The sequence below is a fragment of the Pectobacterium polaris genome (assembly GCF_002307355.1).
Lineage (GTDB): Bacteria > Pseudomonadota > Gammaproteobacteria > Enterobacterales > Enterobacteriaceae > Pectobacterium > Pectobacterium polare.
Map to the genome: position 1 here is coordinate 2,774,624 of NZ_CP017481.1, position 15,134 is coordinate 2,789,757.

Consider the following 15,134-nt stretch of genomic DNA (forward strand, 5'->3'; position numbering starts at 1 on the left):
TTATTTAGGGTAGATACCCGCTCTCTTTCGTTGTTTTTTTAATACTGTTTTTTCATATCAATACGGCTGGTGATGTTGCATGGCGACGCGATAGTGATAATGCGTGGCCGTGAGTAAATCATCGCGATGAACGCTAGGGCTCCAGGAGTCATCGCCGCCAATTCCCATGTGGAAGCCATCCAGATTGAGCCAAACGCCTTTTTCCTTTTCTAATAAATGATGGTGAGTACACGTCATCAATTGCGTTAGCCCGTAGCGGCTTAACCCAAAATGGAAGTTGCCGGCGATCGTCCATTTGCCATACGTCAGCGTGCGCGTATTACAGCGCAGCCCGTTTTCCGTCGGGAAAATGTAAGGTGTGTGAAGGTCATCCAGCGGCAGATTCCAGTGCCCATACTGTGCTGCGAGCTGTCGGTCTGGGTAATTTTCATGAGGCCCAAGTCCGACCCAACTGACCTGAGGCGCGACGTCGGCTAACTGGCAACTCAAGCCCACTCTGGCCAGTGACGGCAGCACGGTGGCGACATCAACATCGACATCCACGGTCATCACGCCATGCGCATCAATCTGCCAGCGCTTTTTACTCCGCAGCAGGATCTGTCCGGCATGGCGGAATACGTGCTCGGTGACAATGTGTACGGCATCGGCGAGTTGGTCAGCCTGAATCGCAACACACTGCGTCTGCAGTTGATAAAGACCAGCTGATTTCCAACGTTCGGCCCATGCGCGTGGATCGATGCGATCGACCTCGCTGATACCGATGTCGTTATCCAGCGGTGCCCGAACAAACTGATCCTGCAAGGGAGTTAATAGCGTTGGCGCATCTGCCGTCCACCACTGTTCCAGCCAGCCGCTCTGGCGGTTAAAGCGCCAATGCTGTTCGCCCTGAACGATGTCAAAGTACGCATCGGATGATCGCAAAACGAGGGGATTCTTCTGTCCAGAACAAGGTGCCTCGGGAAAATGAAGCGGTGCAGGAAGTTGCCACTGATCCCAGGCGCAGCGGTGATTGGCTTCTGACCAGGCGGTGGTTTTCGGCTGTACAACTTCAACATTGAGCCAAAGTTCCCCTGCGCAATCGACAGTGGGGAGGGCTTCCAGCAGCGTCAGAGTCTGGGTGGCCTGCGGAGCGAGCGTCAGCGGTAACGAACCTTCTGCGAGCGTCTTATCATTCAGCGTAATGCACCAGTTCAACTGCTCATTGTCCGTATGGCGAAACAGGTATTCGCTGGTGACGCGCAGCTCACACGGTGATTCAGCCTGCCAGGCGAATTGAATGTGCTGCTGTGCCCGCTGGGCTTCATACAGGCTGGGATGCGGGGTGCGATCGGGAAAAAGCAGGCCGTCCAGACAGAACTGGCGATCGTTAGGCATGTCGCCAAAATCTCCACCGTACGCCCAGTAGGTATTGCCTTGTTCGTCGCGGCGGGTCAGTGCCTGATCGACCCAGTCCCAGATAAATCCGCCCTGTAACCGAGGATATTGACGGAATGCCTGCCAGTAGCGGGCGAATCCTCCCAGACTGTTGCTCATCGCGTGCGCGTACTCGCAGAGGATGAGGGGCCGATGCTCGTCTGGCATGCTGACCCATTTGGTGATCGACCATTTTGGGACGCTGGGGAAGGGCTGATCCTCATCAACGCGGGCGTACATTGGGCATACAATGTCGGTCGCACGGCTATTCGCGCCGCCGCCTTCGTAATGCACAGGGCGGGTGGGATCGTGGCGTTTGATCCACTGGTAGAGTGCATCATGATTTGCGCCGTAGCCGGATTCGTTCCCCAATGACCAGATAATGATGCAGGGATGATTGCGGTCGCGCTGCACCATCCTTGATACGCGTTCGCTGTAGGCTGGCAGCCAGACCGGATCGTCTGATAGACGATTCATCGGCTGCATGCCGTGCGTCTCAATGTTTGCTTCATCCACAACATACAGGCCGTAGCGATCGCACAGCCGATACCACAGCGGATGGTTGGGATAATGTGAGCAGCGTACGGCGTTAAAGTTATGCTGCTTCATCAGCATAATATCGTGCCGCATTGTGTCTTCATCCATGACCTGACCGTGTTGCGGATGGTGTTCGTGACGGTTAACCCCGCGAATCAGCAGTGGTTGACCGTTCAGCAGCAGCAGGCCGCTGCGGATTTCAACTTTTCTGAAACCGACATCATAGGCTTCAGCTTCGATCAGTTCGCCTTCCGCCGTTTCCAGTGAGATGACAGCGCGATACAGGTGCGGCAGTTCGGCGCTCCACAGGTCGGGCTGTGGCACGTCAATGCGGAGAAAAGATTTATCATGATAGGCACCGCGTTCATCGACAATATTGCTGCCGAACGCCTGCCGCGTACCACCGATGAGCTTATTACCACGCCAAAGCTGTGCGTGGACGCGATGGTTTTTGGCCTCCGCTTCAGAGAGCGTTGCCTTCACCTGAATATCCAGCGTGCCGTGGCGGAAATCGGCGCTGAGCGGCGTAGTGAGCTGGATATCGCTAAGGTGTACCGTCGGTTTGTGCATAAGTGTGACGTCGCGGAAAATACCGCTCATACGCCACATGTCCTGATCTTCCAGATAGCTGCCGTCAGACCAGCGTAGCACCATCACCGCCAGCCGATTCTCACCGGTCGTCAGATAACGACCGATATCAAACTCCGCAGGCAGGCGACTATCCTGCGAATATCCCACCCAGTGGCCGTTACACCAGAGATAAAACGCGGAGTTAACGCCATCAAAAATAATCCGGGTTTGTCCGCTACTGATCCAGTCGTGATTGACTTTAAAAGTGAGCGAGTAACAACCTGTAGGATTGTCTTCTGGCACATAGGGTGGGTTGACGGGGATTGGGTATTTTACGTTGGTGTAAATCGGGGTGTCATAGCCCTGTAGCTGCCAATTGGCAGGCACCGGAATGGTGTCTGAATCAGGCAGATCCTGCTGTAACCAACTTTCTGGTACGGCTTCCGGGCGGGTGAAATAGCTAAACGTCCATTCACCATTCAGGCGACGAAGCCGCTGAGAAGGCTCATCTTGCTGTGCGGCAGCCACGCTGCGCCAGCTGTTGAACGGTGGGTGAGCTGGGAGCCGCTGATAGTGAGTACAAGCTGGGTTTTCCCAATCACGTCGGGCAAGGATCTCTTGCAGTGTGGCGCGATGGCGTGCTGGATACGGTAAAACGGTATCGCTCATGATGGCTTGGCTCCTGAACGTCTTAAGTCTGTTTCTGTGATTGGATATTTAAATTGTTATCCGCTCACAATTTCTGTTTCTCATAACATATCGACTCGTCAGGGCGAGTAAAGTGGAATGTGACAATAAAGTGGAAGCGATCACAAAGATCGTTTGTAAAATGAGTAGCGATACATCGAATTTGGAAAGCACTACGCAGTAAATTAACGAGAGATGATAAATAACTTATTGTTTATCATCTTATTTTGTTAGGGTTTGGCATCGGGTGGTGAAAAAGGTGCTGTTGTGTAAAGGGTTACAAATAATGTAAGGGGTTACAAACATAAAGGGTTACAGCCTTTGTAGCTGGCGTGTAATGTCCAACAGGTTTTTGGTGAGTTCTTGCAGGGAGGCATGGGTTGATGAATGTACGGCGGTGCTATGGCGTACGATCAGTTCGGTGGGTAACAGCAGCGATGTGCTCTGGGTAGAATCGCGCAGCGTCTCGAGCAAACGAGTGACGCCTTCTTTACCTAATAGCCTGAAATCCTGGCGAATGGTTGTCAGTGGTGGGGTGTAATACGCGCTGTCCTGAGTATCGTCAAAACCGATCACTGACATCTGCTCTGGTACGCGCAGGCCATACTCGTGCAGCGCACGTAGGACGCCAAGCGCCATTTGATCGTTCGCGACAACAATGGCGGAGACGCGCAGGGATTCTCCCAACAGGGCCAGCGTCTGGTGGTAACCGGATGCGGCGCTCCAGTCACCGTGTAGCACCGAAGCAGGGGGGAGCTGCTGTTTTTCCAGCTCGGCTAGCCAGCCTTCATAACGCAGGCGAGCGGAGATCGATGTCATTGGTCCGGTCAACAGGGCGATGTGTTGATGCCCCAGTTGTACCAGATGTGTGATGGCTAAACGTGCGCCGTGATCGGGGTCGAACATGACGTTGAGTATGTCGGTATGCGGATCGGCATCCATAAACAGGACAGGCGTGTCGGCACAGGTCTGGCTAATGTGGGCGACTTCATCCGTGGCTAACGGAACATTCACGATAACGCCGCTGACCCGCTGAGAAAGTAGGTCATTAACGGCGTTATTGCAGGTGTTGACATCCGAGCTGCTCAGCATGGACATCACGATGTTAATACCTAGTTGGCCGGCGGTGGTCTTAATCGCTGCGGCAATTTGTGAAGGCGCGTGCAGTGAAAGATCGGTAGTGACCAGCCCCAGCGTGGTGATGGTTTTCCCTGCCAACTGCTGTGCAACGCGGTTTGGTGTGTAGTTAAGCGCCGCCATCGCCTGTTCCACTTTACTGCGAGTACGGGATGAAACATGAGGCGCTTGGTTCAGCACGCGGGAAACCGTCTGATAGGAAACCCCTGCGTACTCGGCGACATCGTTTAAGGTTATGGGTTTCTGTTTCATAGCGGCTATTCCGTGCGTGATTCTATGCGTAAAAGAGCATCATCATAACAAATCGCGCGGGGAATCCGTAACAGGCGTATGTATTCCGGCGCAATCAAAGCAGGCCGAAGAGAAACTGACGTTTATAGGCGTTTTAGATGTTTGTAAAAGTAAAACCGGGAGCAAACGCTCCCGATTTGAGGCGGATGGTTACCCGATGTTTACTGCTCGGACAACACAAACATGCCGTAAGGGTGGATTTGCAGATAGTAGCTGTCGCCCGGATTCGGCTGAAGCTGGGTTGCGTTAACCTGCAACAGCATTGACTGACCGTGCCAGTCCACCTGCACTTCGTACTGCGGTCCCATGTAGGCGACCTGCGTGATGGTGCAGCGCTGGCTTTCGTCACCCTGATGGCTGAGCGTAATGGCTTCCGGGCGAATACCGACAACGGATTCGCTTAATCCGGCGGCAAAACCCTGCGGACGCGGAATGAGGTAGCCGTAGATATTCACGCTGTCTGCTGTGAAGGTGGCAGGGAAAATGTTGGCATCTCCCATAAAGCTGGCCATGAAGCGGGATGCGGGCTGGCGATAAAGCTCCTGCGGCGCACCCAACTGCATGATTTTGCCTTTGTTCATCACGAGAACCATGTCGGACACCGCAAAGGCTTCGCTCTGATCGTGCGTAACATACAGCGAGGTGATGTTGAACTGCTGCTGAAGCTCACGGATTTTCTCACGCATGCTGCGGCGCAGGTTGGCATCAAGGTTACTCAGCGGCTCATCGAACAGCAGCACTTTAGGTTTGAGGATCAGCGCACGCGCCAGAGCGACACGCTGCTGCTGTCCACCAGAAATCTGGTCGACGTAGCGATCTTCAAATCCGGCCAGATCGACCAGCGCCAGCGCTTCTTTTACACGCTGATTGATTTCTGCCTTCGGACGACCGAGCATTTTCAGCCCGTAGCCGATGTTTTCTCCCAGCGACATATGCGGGAAGAGGGCGTAAGACTGGAACACCATGCAGATATCGCGCTGTTGAATGGAGCGCTCGGTGACGTCTTCGCCATCGATGAAAATCTGGCCTTCTGTCGGCTTTTCCAGACCGGCAACGGCCCGGAGTACCGTGGTTTTACCGCAGCCAGACGGCCCCAGCAGCGTGACCATTTTTCCCTGAGGGATCGCCAGATTCAAATCATCAATGACGGTGTTGTTGCCGAAGCGTTTAGTGATGTGCTTCAGTTCGACAAAGCTTTTTTCAGTATTCAAGGTAATCACTCCGCTTAGGCATTATTCTTGGCTTTGGTGCGAGAAACCCGCGCTTCACCGACCAGATAATCGAACAGGAAAATAATGGCCAGCATGACCACAATCAGGATGGAACCGTAGGCAATCGCCATACCGTATTCACCGTCTTCCACGCGGTTAAGAATGTAAGACGTGGCGACGCGAGTATCTGGTGTAACCAGGAAGATAATGGCGCTGACGGTAGTAATGGCGCGCACGAAGCTGTAAATCAGCGCAGACAAAATGGCCGGACGCAGCAGCGGGAGCAGAATATAGAACACCGTGCGCATCGAACCCGCACGCAGGCTGAGTGACGCCTCATCGAGCGATTTATCCAACTGTCCCAGTCCGGCAATACCCGCACGGATACCAACCGGCACGTTACGCATTACCATCGACATGATGACGATCACCGCCGTTCCCGTTAAGTAAACCGGCGCGCTGTTAAAGGCCAGAATGTAAGACACACCAGCAACCGTACCCGGTACCGCAAAGCACAGCATGGTGGTGAACTCGATAGCCTTCTTGCCGTAGAACTGCTGGCGCACCACGATGTAGGCGATAAGTAGCCCGAACAGTGCCGTAATCGGTGCTGCGATACCTGCGAACAACAGCGTATCCAGCAGGGAAGGCCAGGCGCCGTCGTTAAAGCCTTGCCCGAACAGCTTGCTGAAGTTTGCCAGCGTCAGGGTGTAATCCACGCCCCAGTTAACGGTAAAGCTGCCGTAGAAAATGCTGCCGTACAGCAGGACGTTAAAGGCAATCCAGACATAGAGCAGGATGCTGACGATCCACACCAGAGAAACGGGTAGCGGCTGTACATCACCCCGAGAGGATTTACCAGAAATCGTCACGTAGGAGCGTTTACCGATCCACAGATATTGCACGCAGAACACGGCCAGTGAGAACACCAGCAGGACAACGCCGAGCGTACTGGCTGACTGGTAATCCAGCTGTGCACCGGTGATATAGAAGTAAATTTGTGTGGCGAGTACGTCGAAGTTACCGCCCAGTACCAGTGGGTTACTGAAGTCGGCCAGCGACTGGACGATCACGATCAGGAACGAGTTGGCGAGCGCCGGTTTCAGCAAGGGCAGGAAAACCCGCTGAAAGGTTTGATAACGGTTAGCACGCAGGGTGTATGACGCTTCTTCCAGCGATGGATGAATGGTCTTCATCGCGCCTTCCAGAATCATAAATGACATTGGCGTGAAGGCGAGCACCTGCGCCAGCCAGATGCCGGTAAAACCGTACAGCCAGTTGGTGTTCGTCAGCCCGAACCAATCCACCATCAGCTCGGTCATGTAACCGGAGCGGCCCATCATCAGCGTTACGCCTAACCCGACGACAAACGGTGGCGTAACGATAGGCAGAATGGAGAAAATGCGGCCGATAATCGCAGAACGGCGGGCGATGCGCGAGGTGTAGATCGCCAACACCATACCGAAGAAGGTACAGCCGATACCGACGGCAACCGACAGCAGGAATGAGTTCCAGATCACCCGTAAGATGTGCGCCTGACCCAAAACCTGCATAAACGACAGCGGCGCGAATTCACCGCTGTCGTTGGTGAACATCGGGATGAAGATAGCGATGCTGGGGTAAAGGATAAAGACGCCAATCAACGCGATGATGCTGATGAGTGAGCCGATGACGAAGCGATCGCCACCCAGCCAATCCAGCCGCGACAGCGCCAGCGTAATAATCGCACTCAGCGCAACAAACAGCGCAATAGTGCCATAGCCCATTCCGCGACCTTCAACCGTGGCACTGATGACCACGAAAAGGGCACAGAACAATGCGTAAGCCGCATCAAAACGGTGGCGACCACGCTGTTCCCGACCGGGTGTAAGCAGCGGACGTGCCAGCAATCCTACTGGGAGCAGGAACCACAGCAGGCTGATATTGAGGCTCGACCAGCTGTAGGCCGCCAGTAGTTCATCGCGTGAGGCATCCAGCAGGCCGTAATCCAGGCTCCACGCTGGTAGCAGCAAAAATGTTGCTGCAATCAGCGCCAGCCACAGGAAAACGGGATCCCGCTTAGGCGTCGGTGAAAGAGTTAGTGTGTGTGACATGATGGTTCCCTGGTGCGTGCAAGTTTTATAAAGTTGTTTTATGAGATTGAATCGTCACAGGTATTAGGTGTTGAATAATATTGAGTAATGGTTAATTAGCGATGCTGAGAACACGGCGTTCAACGAAATGCGAGCAAGCTTTGCCGCCGTGTTCCCGTTATTTTTTAATCAATAAAGGTCAATAAATTAAGGGCAATGAATCGAGATTATTGGCCCATTTTGACTTCGTTAACCCACTTGGAAATCAGCTCTTTACGCACGTCAGCCGCGCCGTATTTGTCCATGTCGTAGTTGATCAGTTTCAGATCCTGCAACTTCAGCGACAGCGGAGAGGCTTCTGCGGTGGTGTTGGTCAGAATCTGGTAGGACTGGCCTTTCTTCCAGGAGAGTTCCTGTGCTTCTTTTGACAGCGCCCAGTCAACGAACAGCTTGGCGTTATCCATATTGCGCGCGCCTTTCAGGATGCTGACGCCGCCAATTTCATAGCCGGTACCTTCACACGGAGAGATCAGCGTCAGCGGTGCGCCTTTCTCTTTTTCCAGCGAGTAGTCATGCAGGAAGCCGATGCCGATAGCGGTTTCGCCACGTGCGGCGTTACGTGCCGGGGCAATACCGGATTTGGTGTACTGCGATACGTTGGTATTCAGTTTTTTCAGGTAATCAAAGGCCTGATCCTGCCCCCACAGCTGGGAGAAGGTCGCCAGTGCGGTATAGGCCGTACCGGAACTTTGTGGATCGGCAATCTGGATCTCGCCTTTGTAGATCGGATTGGTCAGATCTTTCCAGCACTGTGGAACGGGCAGGTTTTTCTCTTTCAGGCGGTCGGTGTTGACGCCGAAGCCTAGGATACCGACGTAAACGGCAGACGAGTAGTTGCCTTTACGTTTGGCGGGATCGCGGAACTGCGGCATGATCTGCTCAAGGTTTTTAGACTGATAAGGTTCCAACAGATCCATTTCGCCCGCTTGAGATTGCGGATCCAGCGTGCCGCCGTACCAGACGTCAGCCTGTGGGTTTTTCTTCTCTGCATCAACTTTAGCCAGTGTGCTGCCAGAGCCGTTGCGGATAAAGGAGGTTTTAACGTTATGTTTCTCACCGAAGGCCTTGGCTTCTTCCTCGCAGAAGGCGTTGGTGGCGCTACAGTAAATGACCAGGCGTCCTTCCGCCCGAGCAGTGGTGGTGGTAACAGCAGCAACGGTCAGTCCAGCGGCGATGAGGGTAGTTAAGGTACTCAGTTTCATGATGTTTTCCTTTATAGGTGTCTATCTGTTGTTATTGCTATTTTGATGTCATCAAACGTTCCCGGCGGCTGACACCTGCCATCAGCAGCGGCATCAATAACAGTCCGATGCAGGCTGAAGCCAACGCCAGCAGAGTAAAAAATCCCGACCATCCGTAGTGTTGCAGCACCTGTGCTAGCGGCCAGCCCGCCAGCGCTGCCCCCAGATAGGCAAACAACGCCAGAAAACCTGTCACCGTGCCTGCGGCATCCTTATGGCTGTATTCCGTCGCAGCCAGACCAATCAACATCTGTGGTCCAAAAACAAAAAAACCGATACTGAAGAAACAGGCCGCGAGCAGTGAATAGTGGTGAATCGGTGCTAGCCACAGCGCGGTCATGGTTAAAAACAACCCTAGTGCAAACAGCAAAATCATCGGTGCGCGTTGACCACGAAACAGCAGGTCCGAACCCCAACCGGCAAACAGCGCCCCCATCAATCCACCCAGTTCAAACAGCGACAGCGTGGCGTTCGCGCTGAGCAGGTTGAAACCGTGACTCTCCGATAGCCAGATGTTCCCCCAGTCATTCAGTGCGATACGAATCAGGTACACCAGAATGTAGGAAAACCCGAGCAGCCAGATGGTACGGTTACGCAAAATCGCATCGCGCAGAATCTGGCGCATCGGCATCGGCGGGCTTTGTTGCTCCTGACGAAGCTCCAGCGCATCGCGCCGCCACTGGCCGACGCTTGGCAATCCCTGCTGTTGCGGTTTGTCGCACAGCTGCCAGCACAGCCACAGACCAATCACTATGCCGATGATGCCCGGCACCAGCAGCGCCGCCTGCCATCCCCATTCGGAGGCCAGATAGCCCGCCAGCAGAGGAACCGCCGCACCGCCGATATTGATCGAGGTATTCCAGCATCCCCACCAGAGACCGCGCTCGTTGCGTGAATACCAACTGCTCAGCAGTCTGGCGCAAGGCGGCCACCCCCAGCCCTGAAAGAACCCGTTCAGCGCCCAGACAATCAATAACCCCGTGAGCGACTGGCAGTACATGAACAGAATGTTCAGCACGCCGGTAATCATTAGTCCGACACCCATAAACCAGCGCACCTGACTGCGATCGCACACGATGCCGGAAATAAACTTGGACGCGCCATAACAGAGATAAAATAGCGTCCCCAGCAGACCGATATCACCTTTGCTTAACCCTAATTCCAACTGCATCACCGGCATGACGAAGTTGATGCTTTTACGCGTCAGGTAAAACGTGGCATACCCGATGACCATGGAAATCAGCAACCGTGGTCGCCAGTAGCGATAACGCTGGCTGATTTGTGTGGGTGAAAGCTGTCCCGCTGGAAACATGGGTGCCTGCATGGGGTTCTCCGTCGCGTTGAGAGAAGAGTAGGGGGATGTGAATTAAAAAGGATGAGACAAGGTTTTAGATGACTAGGAATAATTCCTAGCTAATCGTCTTTTTGTTTAAATTTTGTGGGCAGGTTAACAATTATGTGCGTACCGTGCGGCGTGGCAGAGTCGCCAATGGTGGCAGCTTTTACCAGCCAGTTACCGCCCAACGCCTGTACGCGCTCCTCGATGCCCCGCAGACCGAAACCGCCGCCTGTCGGATGCGAGCTGTCTTTTTGTGCGATGCCCACGCCGTTATCAATAACGTCGAGCGTAATCAGGTCATCCTGCTGGGAAAGTCGAACCGTAATCTGCGTGGCGCTGGCGTGTTTGTTGATGTTGTTCAGCAGCTCCTGCACCAGTCGATAAAGGGTGAAAACCACCACGTCATCATGTGGAGGCGTGGGGAGCTGATAATCCAACTGAAACTGGATACCGCGAGCCGAGAAGGCAAATTCGTCCGCCAGATGATGCAGCGCTTTATCCAACACCATTTCATCCAGCACCGGCGGGCGCAGCTGGCGCAGAAGCTGGCGGGTGGTGTGGTGGATACGCCGCGACAGCTCGCTGATTTGTCCGGCGGCATGCTGAGCTGCATCGGCTGGTGCGCTGTGTTTCACCAGCATGGCCTGAATCTGAATGGCAGTGATGTTTTGGCCGATGTCATCGTGCAGTTCGCGCGCGATGTCTTTGCGCACGGCCTCTTCGGTATGGATGATGCGCTCCATGAGCTGCCGCCGGGTTTTCAACTCCTGCTCCAACTGATGACGATAGCGCTGGAGCCGCTGTGCCAGCTGTTGCTGACGGCTTATCGCGATACCCAGCCCAATGCCGAGCAGCGCCTGCGTAGAAAGAAAGAGTTCCAGCTCGCGTAGATCGTCGAAGGCACCGCTCACCTGACGCGTGACGGCAATCATCAGGCTGCCGAGTACGGCGGAGAGCACGCCGCCTTGCCAGCCGAATTTATACGCCATGACCACGTTAGGCAGAAAAACGAAAATCAGCAGCAGGCGTTCCATCTCAGGCGTGAACGTCATTTGCAGGCAAACGCCGATAGAAAAAAACAGCGAGCACCAAATCAGCAGCGAGGTACGCAGCGGCGGATCGGGGATCTCCTGTGCCAGCAATGTCTGCAAGTGCTGCTGTTTGATGTATTCGTACAGCAGATACATGAACGGAATCAGCAGGACGCCGCCGGTAAACGTCGCCAGCAGCGTTTGCGTCAGCTGCGAGTGTAACCAGGGGCCGATGGCGATGCCGTGCAGAACGGTATTGAGCGTCAGCGCCGCCAGCAACAGCAGAAGTCGTTGCCAATAAAGCGTATAGCGATGCCAGATTTTATGCGTGATGATGGCCGGAATCAGGCTGAGGAACGGGGAAAGTAGCAGCAGCGAACGCGTGATAAGCTGCTCGCTGATAAGCCAGCTCTGGATGGCGATTTCCGCAAGCAGCAAGGTTGGCCAGTATTTGCGCGGTAGCAAAATCATCAACGCCAGCCGCAGCCCTTGCGGTAACAGCAGCGCTGCCTGCTGGCCGTTGTTGCTCAAATAGAAACTGATGGTCCACAGCGCCAGCCAAATCAGGCTATAAAAAAAAGCCAGAAACAGCGTCATGCCGATGACGTGCAGGCGGCGCATGATTTACTTCCCTGCCAGCAGTTGGTGTTGCAGCGCAAAATGCACCAGCTCTACCGTGGATTCACACTGTAATTTACTGAGAATATTGGCGCGGTGAACGTGAACGGTCTTATGGCTGAGCTCGAGCTGTTCAGCGATGCTTTTTACGCTAATCCCGTTGATCAGCAGGCTGAATATTTCCCGCTCGCGCGGCGTTAGCGCCAGCAACTCCTTCGGTGGCTGCTGCTGATGGCGAATGGCGTGCAGTGCATCGGCACACAAGTAAAGGCCACCGCTGCTGACCACGCGAACCGCCTGCACTAACTCTTCTGGGCCACAGCGCTTTGTGAGATAGCCGCCTGCGCCTGCATCCAGCGCGCTTTGTACAAATGCAGTGGTGTCATAAATACTCAGAATAATGGCGCGAAAATTGGGGCGCTGCTGACGCAGGCGGGTTAATAGCGACAGGCCGCTTTCATCCGGCATGGCAATATCAATCACGGCAACGTCAATCGGCTGTTTGAGTAGATGGGGCCACGCCTGCGCCGCCGAAGCATATTGTCCAACAACCTGAATGTCATTTTCTAATGTCAGAAGCTGTGCAAAGCCAGACCGTACAACGATGTGATCGTCAACCAAAGCCACATTAATCATGGTTTCGCCGTGTGAATTCAAGGTCATCAAAACGTCATAATGCGGGGGAATCAAGAGGCGAGCAATAGCAGATAAGTAAAATGGAATCGGCTTAACAGATATATCACTCTTTATTGACCGAATGATGAAAGGCATATTGATAGAACGCGGAGTTATTTGACTCGGTTAATCGAGAAACATACTGTTTTTCTCTTTAACTCCATGTAGTTACAAATCAATGTAGTTACAAAAACGATATAGTTACGATATCAGGGAATCAGAATGATGAAGAAATGGCGTATAGCGCTGGTGGCGGGAATGGTCACGGCGTCGATGGCGTTGACGGCATGCGATAGCGCAAGCAATTCTGCCAACCACATTAAAGTCGGTGTGATTAACGGTGCGGAACAGGACGTCGCCGACGTCGCGAAGAAAGTGGCAAAAGAGAAATATGGTCTGGATGTCGAGCTGGTGGGGTTCAGCGGCTCACTATTGCCGAACGAGGCGACGGATAAAAGCGATCTGGACGCGAATGTGTTTCAACATCGTCCTTTTCTGGAACAGCAAAACCGCGAACACGGTTATAAGCTGGTGGCGGTAGGAAATACCTTCGTTTTCCCGATGGCGGGTTATTCGAAGAAGATTAAAAATATCAACGATCTGAAGGCTGGCGACACCATCGCGATTCCTTTCGATCCTACGAATCTGGGACGCGCGCTGTTATTACTGGAGAAAACCGGATTAATTACGCTGAAGCCTGATACAGGCTTATTACCGACGGTGCTGGATATTACGACCAACACGCACAACCTACGTATTATGGAAGTGGAAGGGGCACAGTTGCCGCGTTTGCTGGACGATCCGCAAGTGACAGTCGCGATTATTAGCACGACCTATATTCAGCAAACGGGCTTAACGCCAACGAAAGACGGTATTTTTATTGAGGATAAAGAGTCACCGTATGTGAATATTATTGTGACTCGTGAAAATAATAAAGAGGCGGAAAACGTCAAGAAATTTATTCAGGCCTATCAGTCTGATGAAGTTGAACAGGCTGCGAACCGTATTTTTAATGGCGGAGCGGTAAAAGGCTGGTAATGATAATAATGTGATAATCATGGTGCTGCCATTTTACTAAAAGATGGCAGCGTATTAATTTGGCATTGAATTATTCGCAAGGTTGTTTTTTTTATTAAACTCGATTAATAAGCATAATGAAATCCTTTATATACAATTTTTAATTGTCGGAGGCGTCTTATTTAGTCTCTATTAAATAAGACGCTGGAAGACATTATTATTCACTCATTGTAAAAAGGAATATTTATGGCTTATCCAACAACAAATCTTACTGGGCTTATTGGTTTTGCAAAAGCAGCAAAAGTTACCGGAGGAACGGGCGGTAAAGTTGTAAAGGTAACGTCGCTGGCTGAGTTTAAGTCTGCGGTAAGTGGTTCGACAAAGGCAGTCGTGGTGGTGGAAAAATCGCTGAAAGCATCAGCACTGACCAAGGTGGTCTTTGGCAGCAATAAAACCATCGTCGGTTCTTTCGGTGGCGCTAATGTACTGACCAATATCCACCTGCGTGCCGAGAGCAACTCATCTAACGTCATTTTCCAAAATCTGGTTTTTAAACATGATGTTGGCATCAAAGATAATGACGATATCCAGCTGTATTTGAATTACGGTAAGGGATATTGGGTGGACCACTGTTCATGGCCTGGGCATACGTGGAGTGATAACGACGGTAGCCTCGATAAACTGATTTATATCGGTGAAAAGGCGGATTACATCACGATCAGTAACTGCTTATTCTCAAACCATAAATATGGTTGCATCTTCGGCCATCCGGCAGATGATAATAACAGCGCTTACAATGGCTATCCGCGTTTGACTATCTGCCATAACTATTACGAAAATATTCAGGTTCGTGCACCAGGCCTGATGCGTTATGGTTATTTCCACGTCTTCAATAACTACGTCAATAAATTCAACCTGGCCTTTACGGTTGCGCAGAATGCCAATGTACTTTCTGAGCGTAACGTATTTGGTACCGGTGCGGAAAAGAAAGGAATGGTTGACGATAAAGGCAATGGTTCAACCTTTACGGATAATGGCAGTTCACCAGCTGCGGTGGCGAGTAAATCTCCCGCGGCTAAATGGACGGCGTCATCTAACTATTCATACAGTTTGATGACCACGTCGGCGGCGAAATCCTGGGTGGTTTCTAATTCCGGCGCGCAAAATAGTGCGCTGAAATTCCCATCGTAATCGTTGAACGTATAGTGAATTATGTTCCTATGTTCGCAGTATTT

Annotated in this window: 10 protein-coding genes; 2 read left to right on the top strand and 8 right to left on the bottom strand. The window is 52.6% G+C overall.

Going from position 1 to position 15,134, the window contains the following annotated elements; translation table 11 throughout:
* Positions 1-57: 57 nt before the first annotated feature.
* The 8 genes from BJJ97_RS12480 to BJJ97_RS12515 form a co-directional block, all read right to left on the bottom strand.
* Entirely contained in the window at positions 58-3,189 is a 3,132-nt protein-coding gene (locus tag BJJ97_RS12480) for a beta-galactosidase (protein WP_095994131.1), read from the bottom strand.
* 330 nt (positions 3,190-3,519) lie between these two features.
* Positions 3,520-4,596: a LacI family DNA-binding transcriptional regulator gene (locus BJJ97_RS12485; protein WP_095994132.1), complete on the bottom strand. Its 1,077-nt coding sequence runs from the start codon at positions 4,594-4,596 to the stop codon at positions 3,520-3,522.
* A 200-nt stretch (positions 4,597-4,796) separates the two neighbouring features.
* On the bottom strand, positions 4,797-5,855 hold the full coding sequence (fbpC, locus tag BJJ97_RS12490; protein ID WP_010307020.1) for a ferric ABC transporter ATP-binding protein: 1,059 nt from the start codon (positions 5,853-5,855) through the stop codon (positions 4,797-4,799).
* Positions 5,856-5,860: 5 nt separating this feature from the next.
* Positions 5,861-7,939 (bottom strand): ABC transporter permease, encoded by a 2,079-nt coding sequence (locus BJJ97_RS12495; protein ID WP_095994133.1) that lies wholly within the window; start codon positions 7,937-7,939, stop codon positions 5,861-5,863.
* A gap of 206 nt (positions 7,940-8,145) precedes the next feature.
* Positions 8,146-9,180, bottom strand: a complete 1,035-nt coding sequence (locus BJJ97_RS12500) for an ABC transporter substrate-binding protein (protein WP_014914786.1) — start codon at positions 9,178-9,180, stop codon at positions 8,146-8,148.
* Between the two features lie 37 nt (positions 9,181-9,217).
* A complete protein-coding gene (gene uhpC / locus BJJ97_RS12505) occupies positions 9,218-10,543 on the bottom strand; it encodes an MFS transporter family glucose-6-phosphate receptor UhpC (RefSeq protein WP_039487753.1) in 1,326 nt (441 codons plus the stop codon).
* A gap of 89 nt (positions 10,544-10,632) precedes the next feature.
* A complete protein-coding gene (locus BJJ97_RS12510; RefSeq protein ID WP_095994134.1) occupies positions 10,633-12,210 on the bottom strand; it encodes an MASE1 domain-containing sensor histidine kinase in 1,578 nt (525 codons plus the stop codon).
* Between the two features lie 3 nt (positions 12,211-12,213).
* A complete protein-coding gene (locus BJJ97_RS12515) occupies positions 12,214-12,843 on the bottom strand; it encodes a response regulator transcription factor (protein WP_010285873.1) in 630 nt (209 codons plus the stop codon).
* Positions 12,844-13,104: 261 nt separating this feature from the next.
* On the opposite strand from BJJ97_RS12515, the gene BJJ97_RS12520 reads away from it, so the two are divergent.
* On the top strand, positions 13,105-13,920 hold the full coding sequence (locus BJJ97_RS12520) for a MetQ/NlpA family lipoprotein (protein ID WP_095994135.1): 816 nt from the start codon (positions 13,105-13,107) through the stop codon (positions 13,918-13,920).
* A gap of 225 nt (positions 13,921-14,145) precedes the next feature.
* Positions 14,146-15,090: a polysaccharide lyase gene (locus BJJ97_RS12525; protein ID WP_095994136.1), complete on the top strand. Its 945-nt coding sequence runs from the start codon at positions 14,146-14,148 to the stop codon at positions 15,088-15,090.
* The last annotated feature ends 44 nt before the right edge of the window (positions 15,091-15,134 follow it).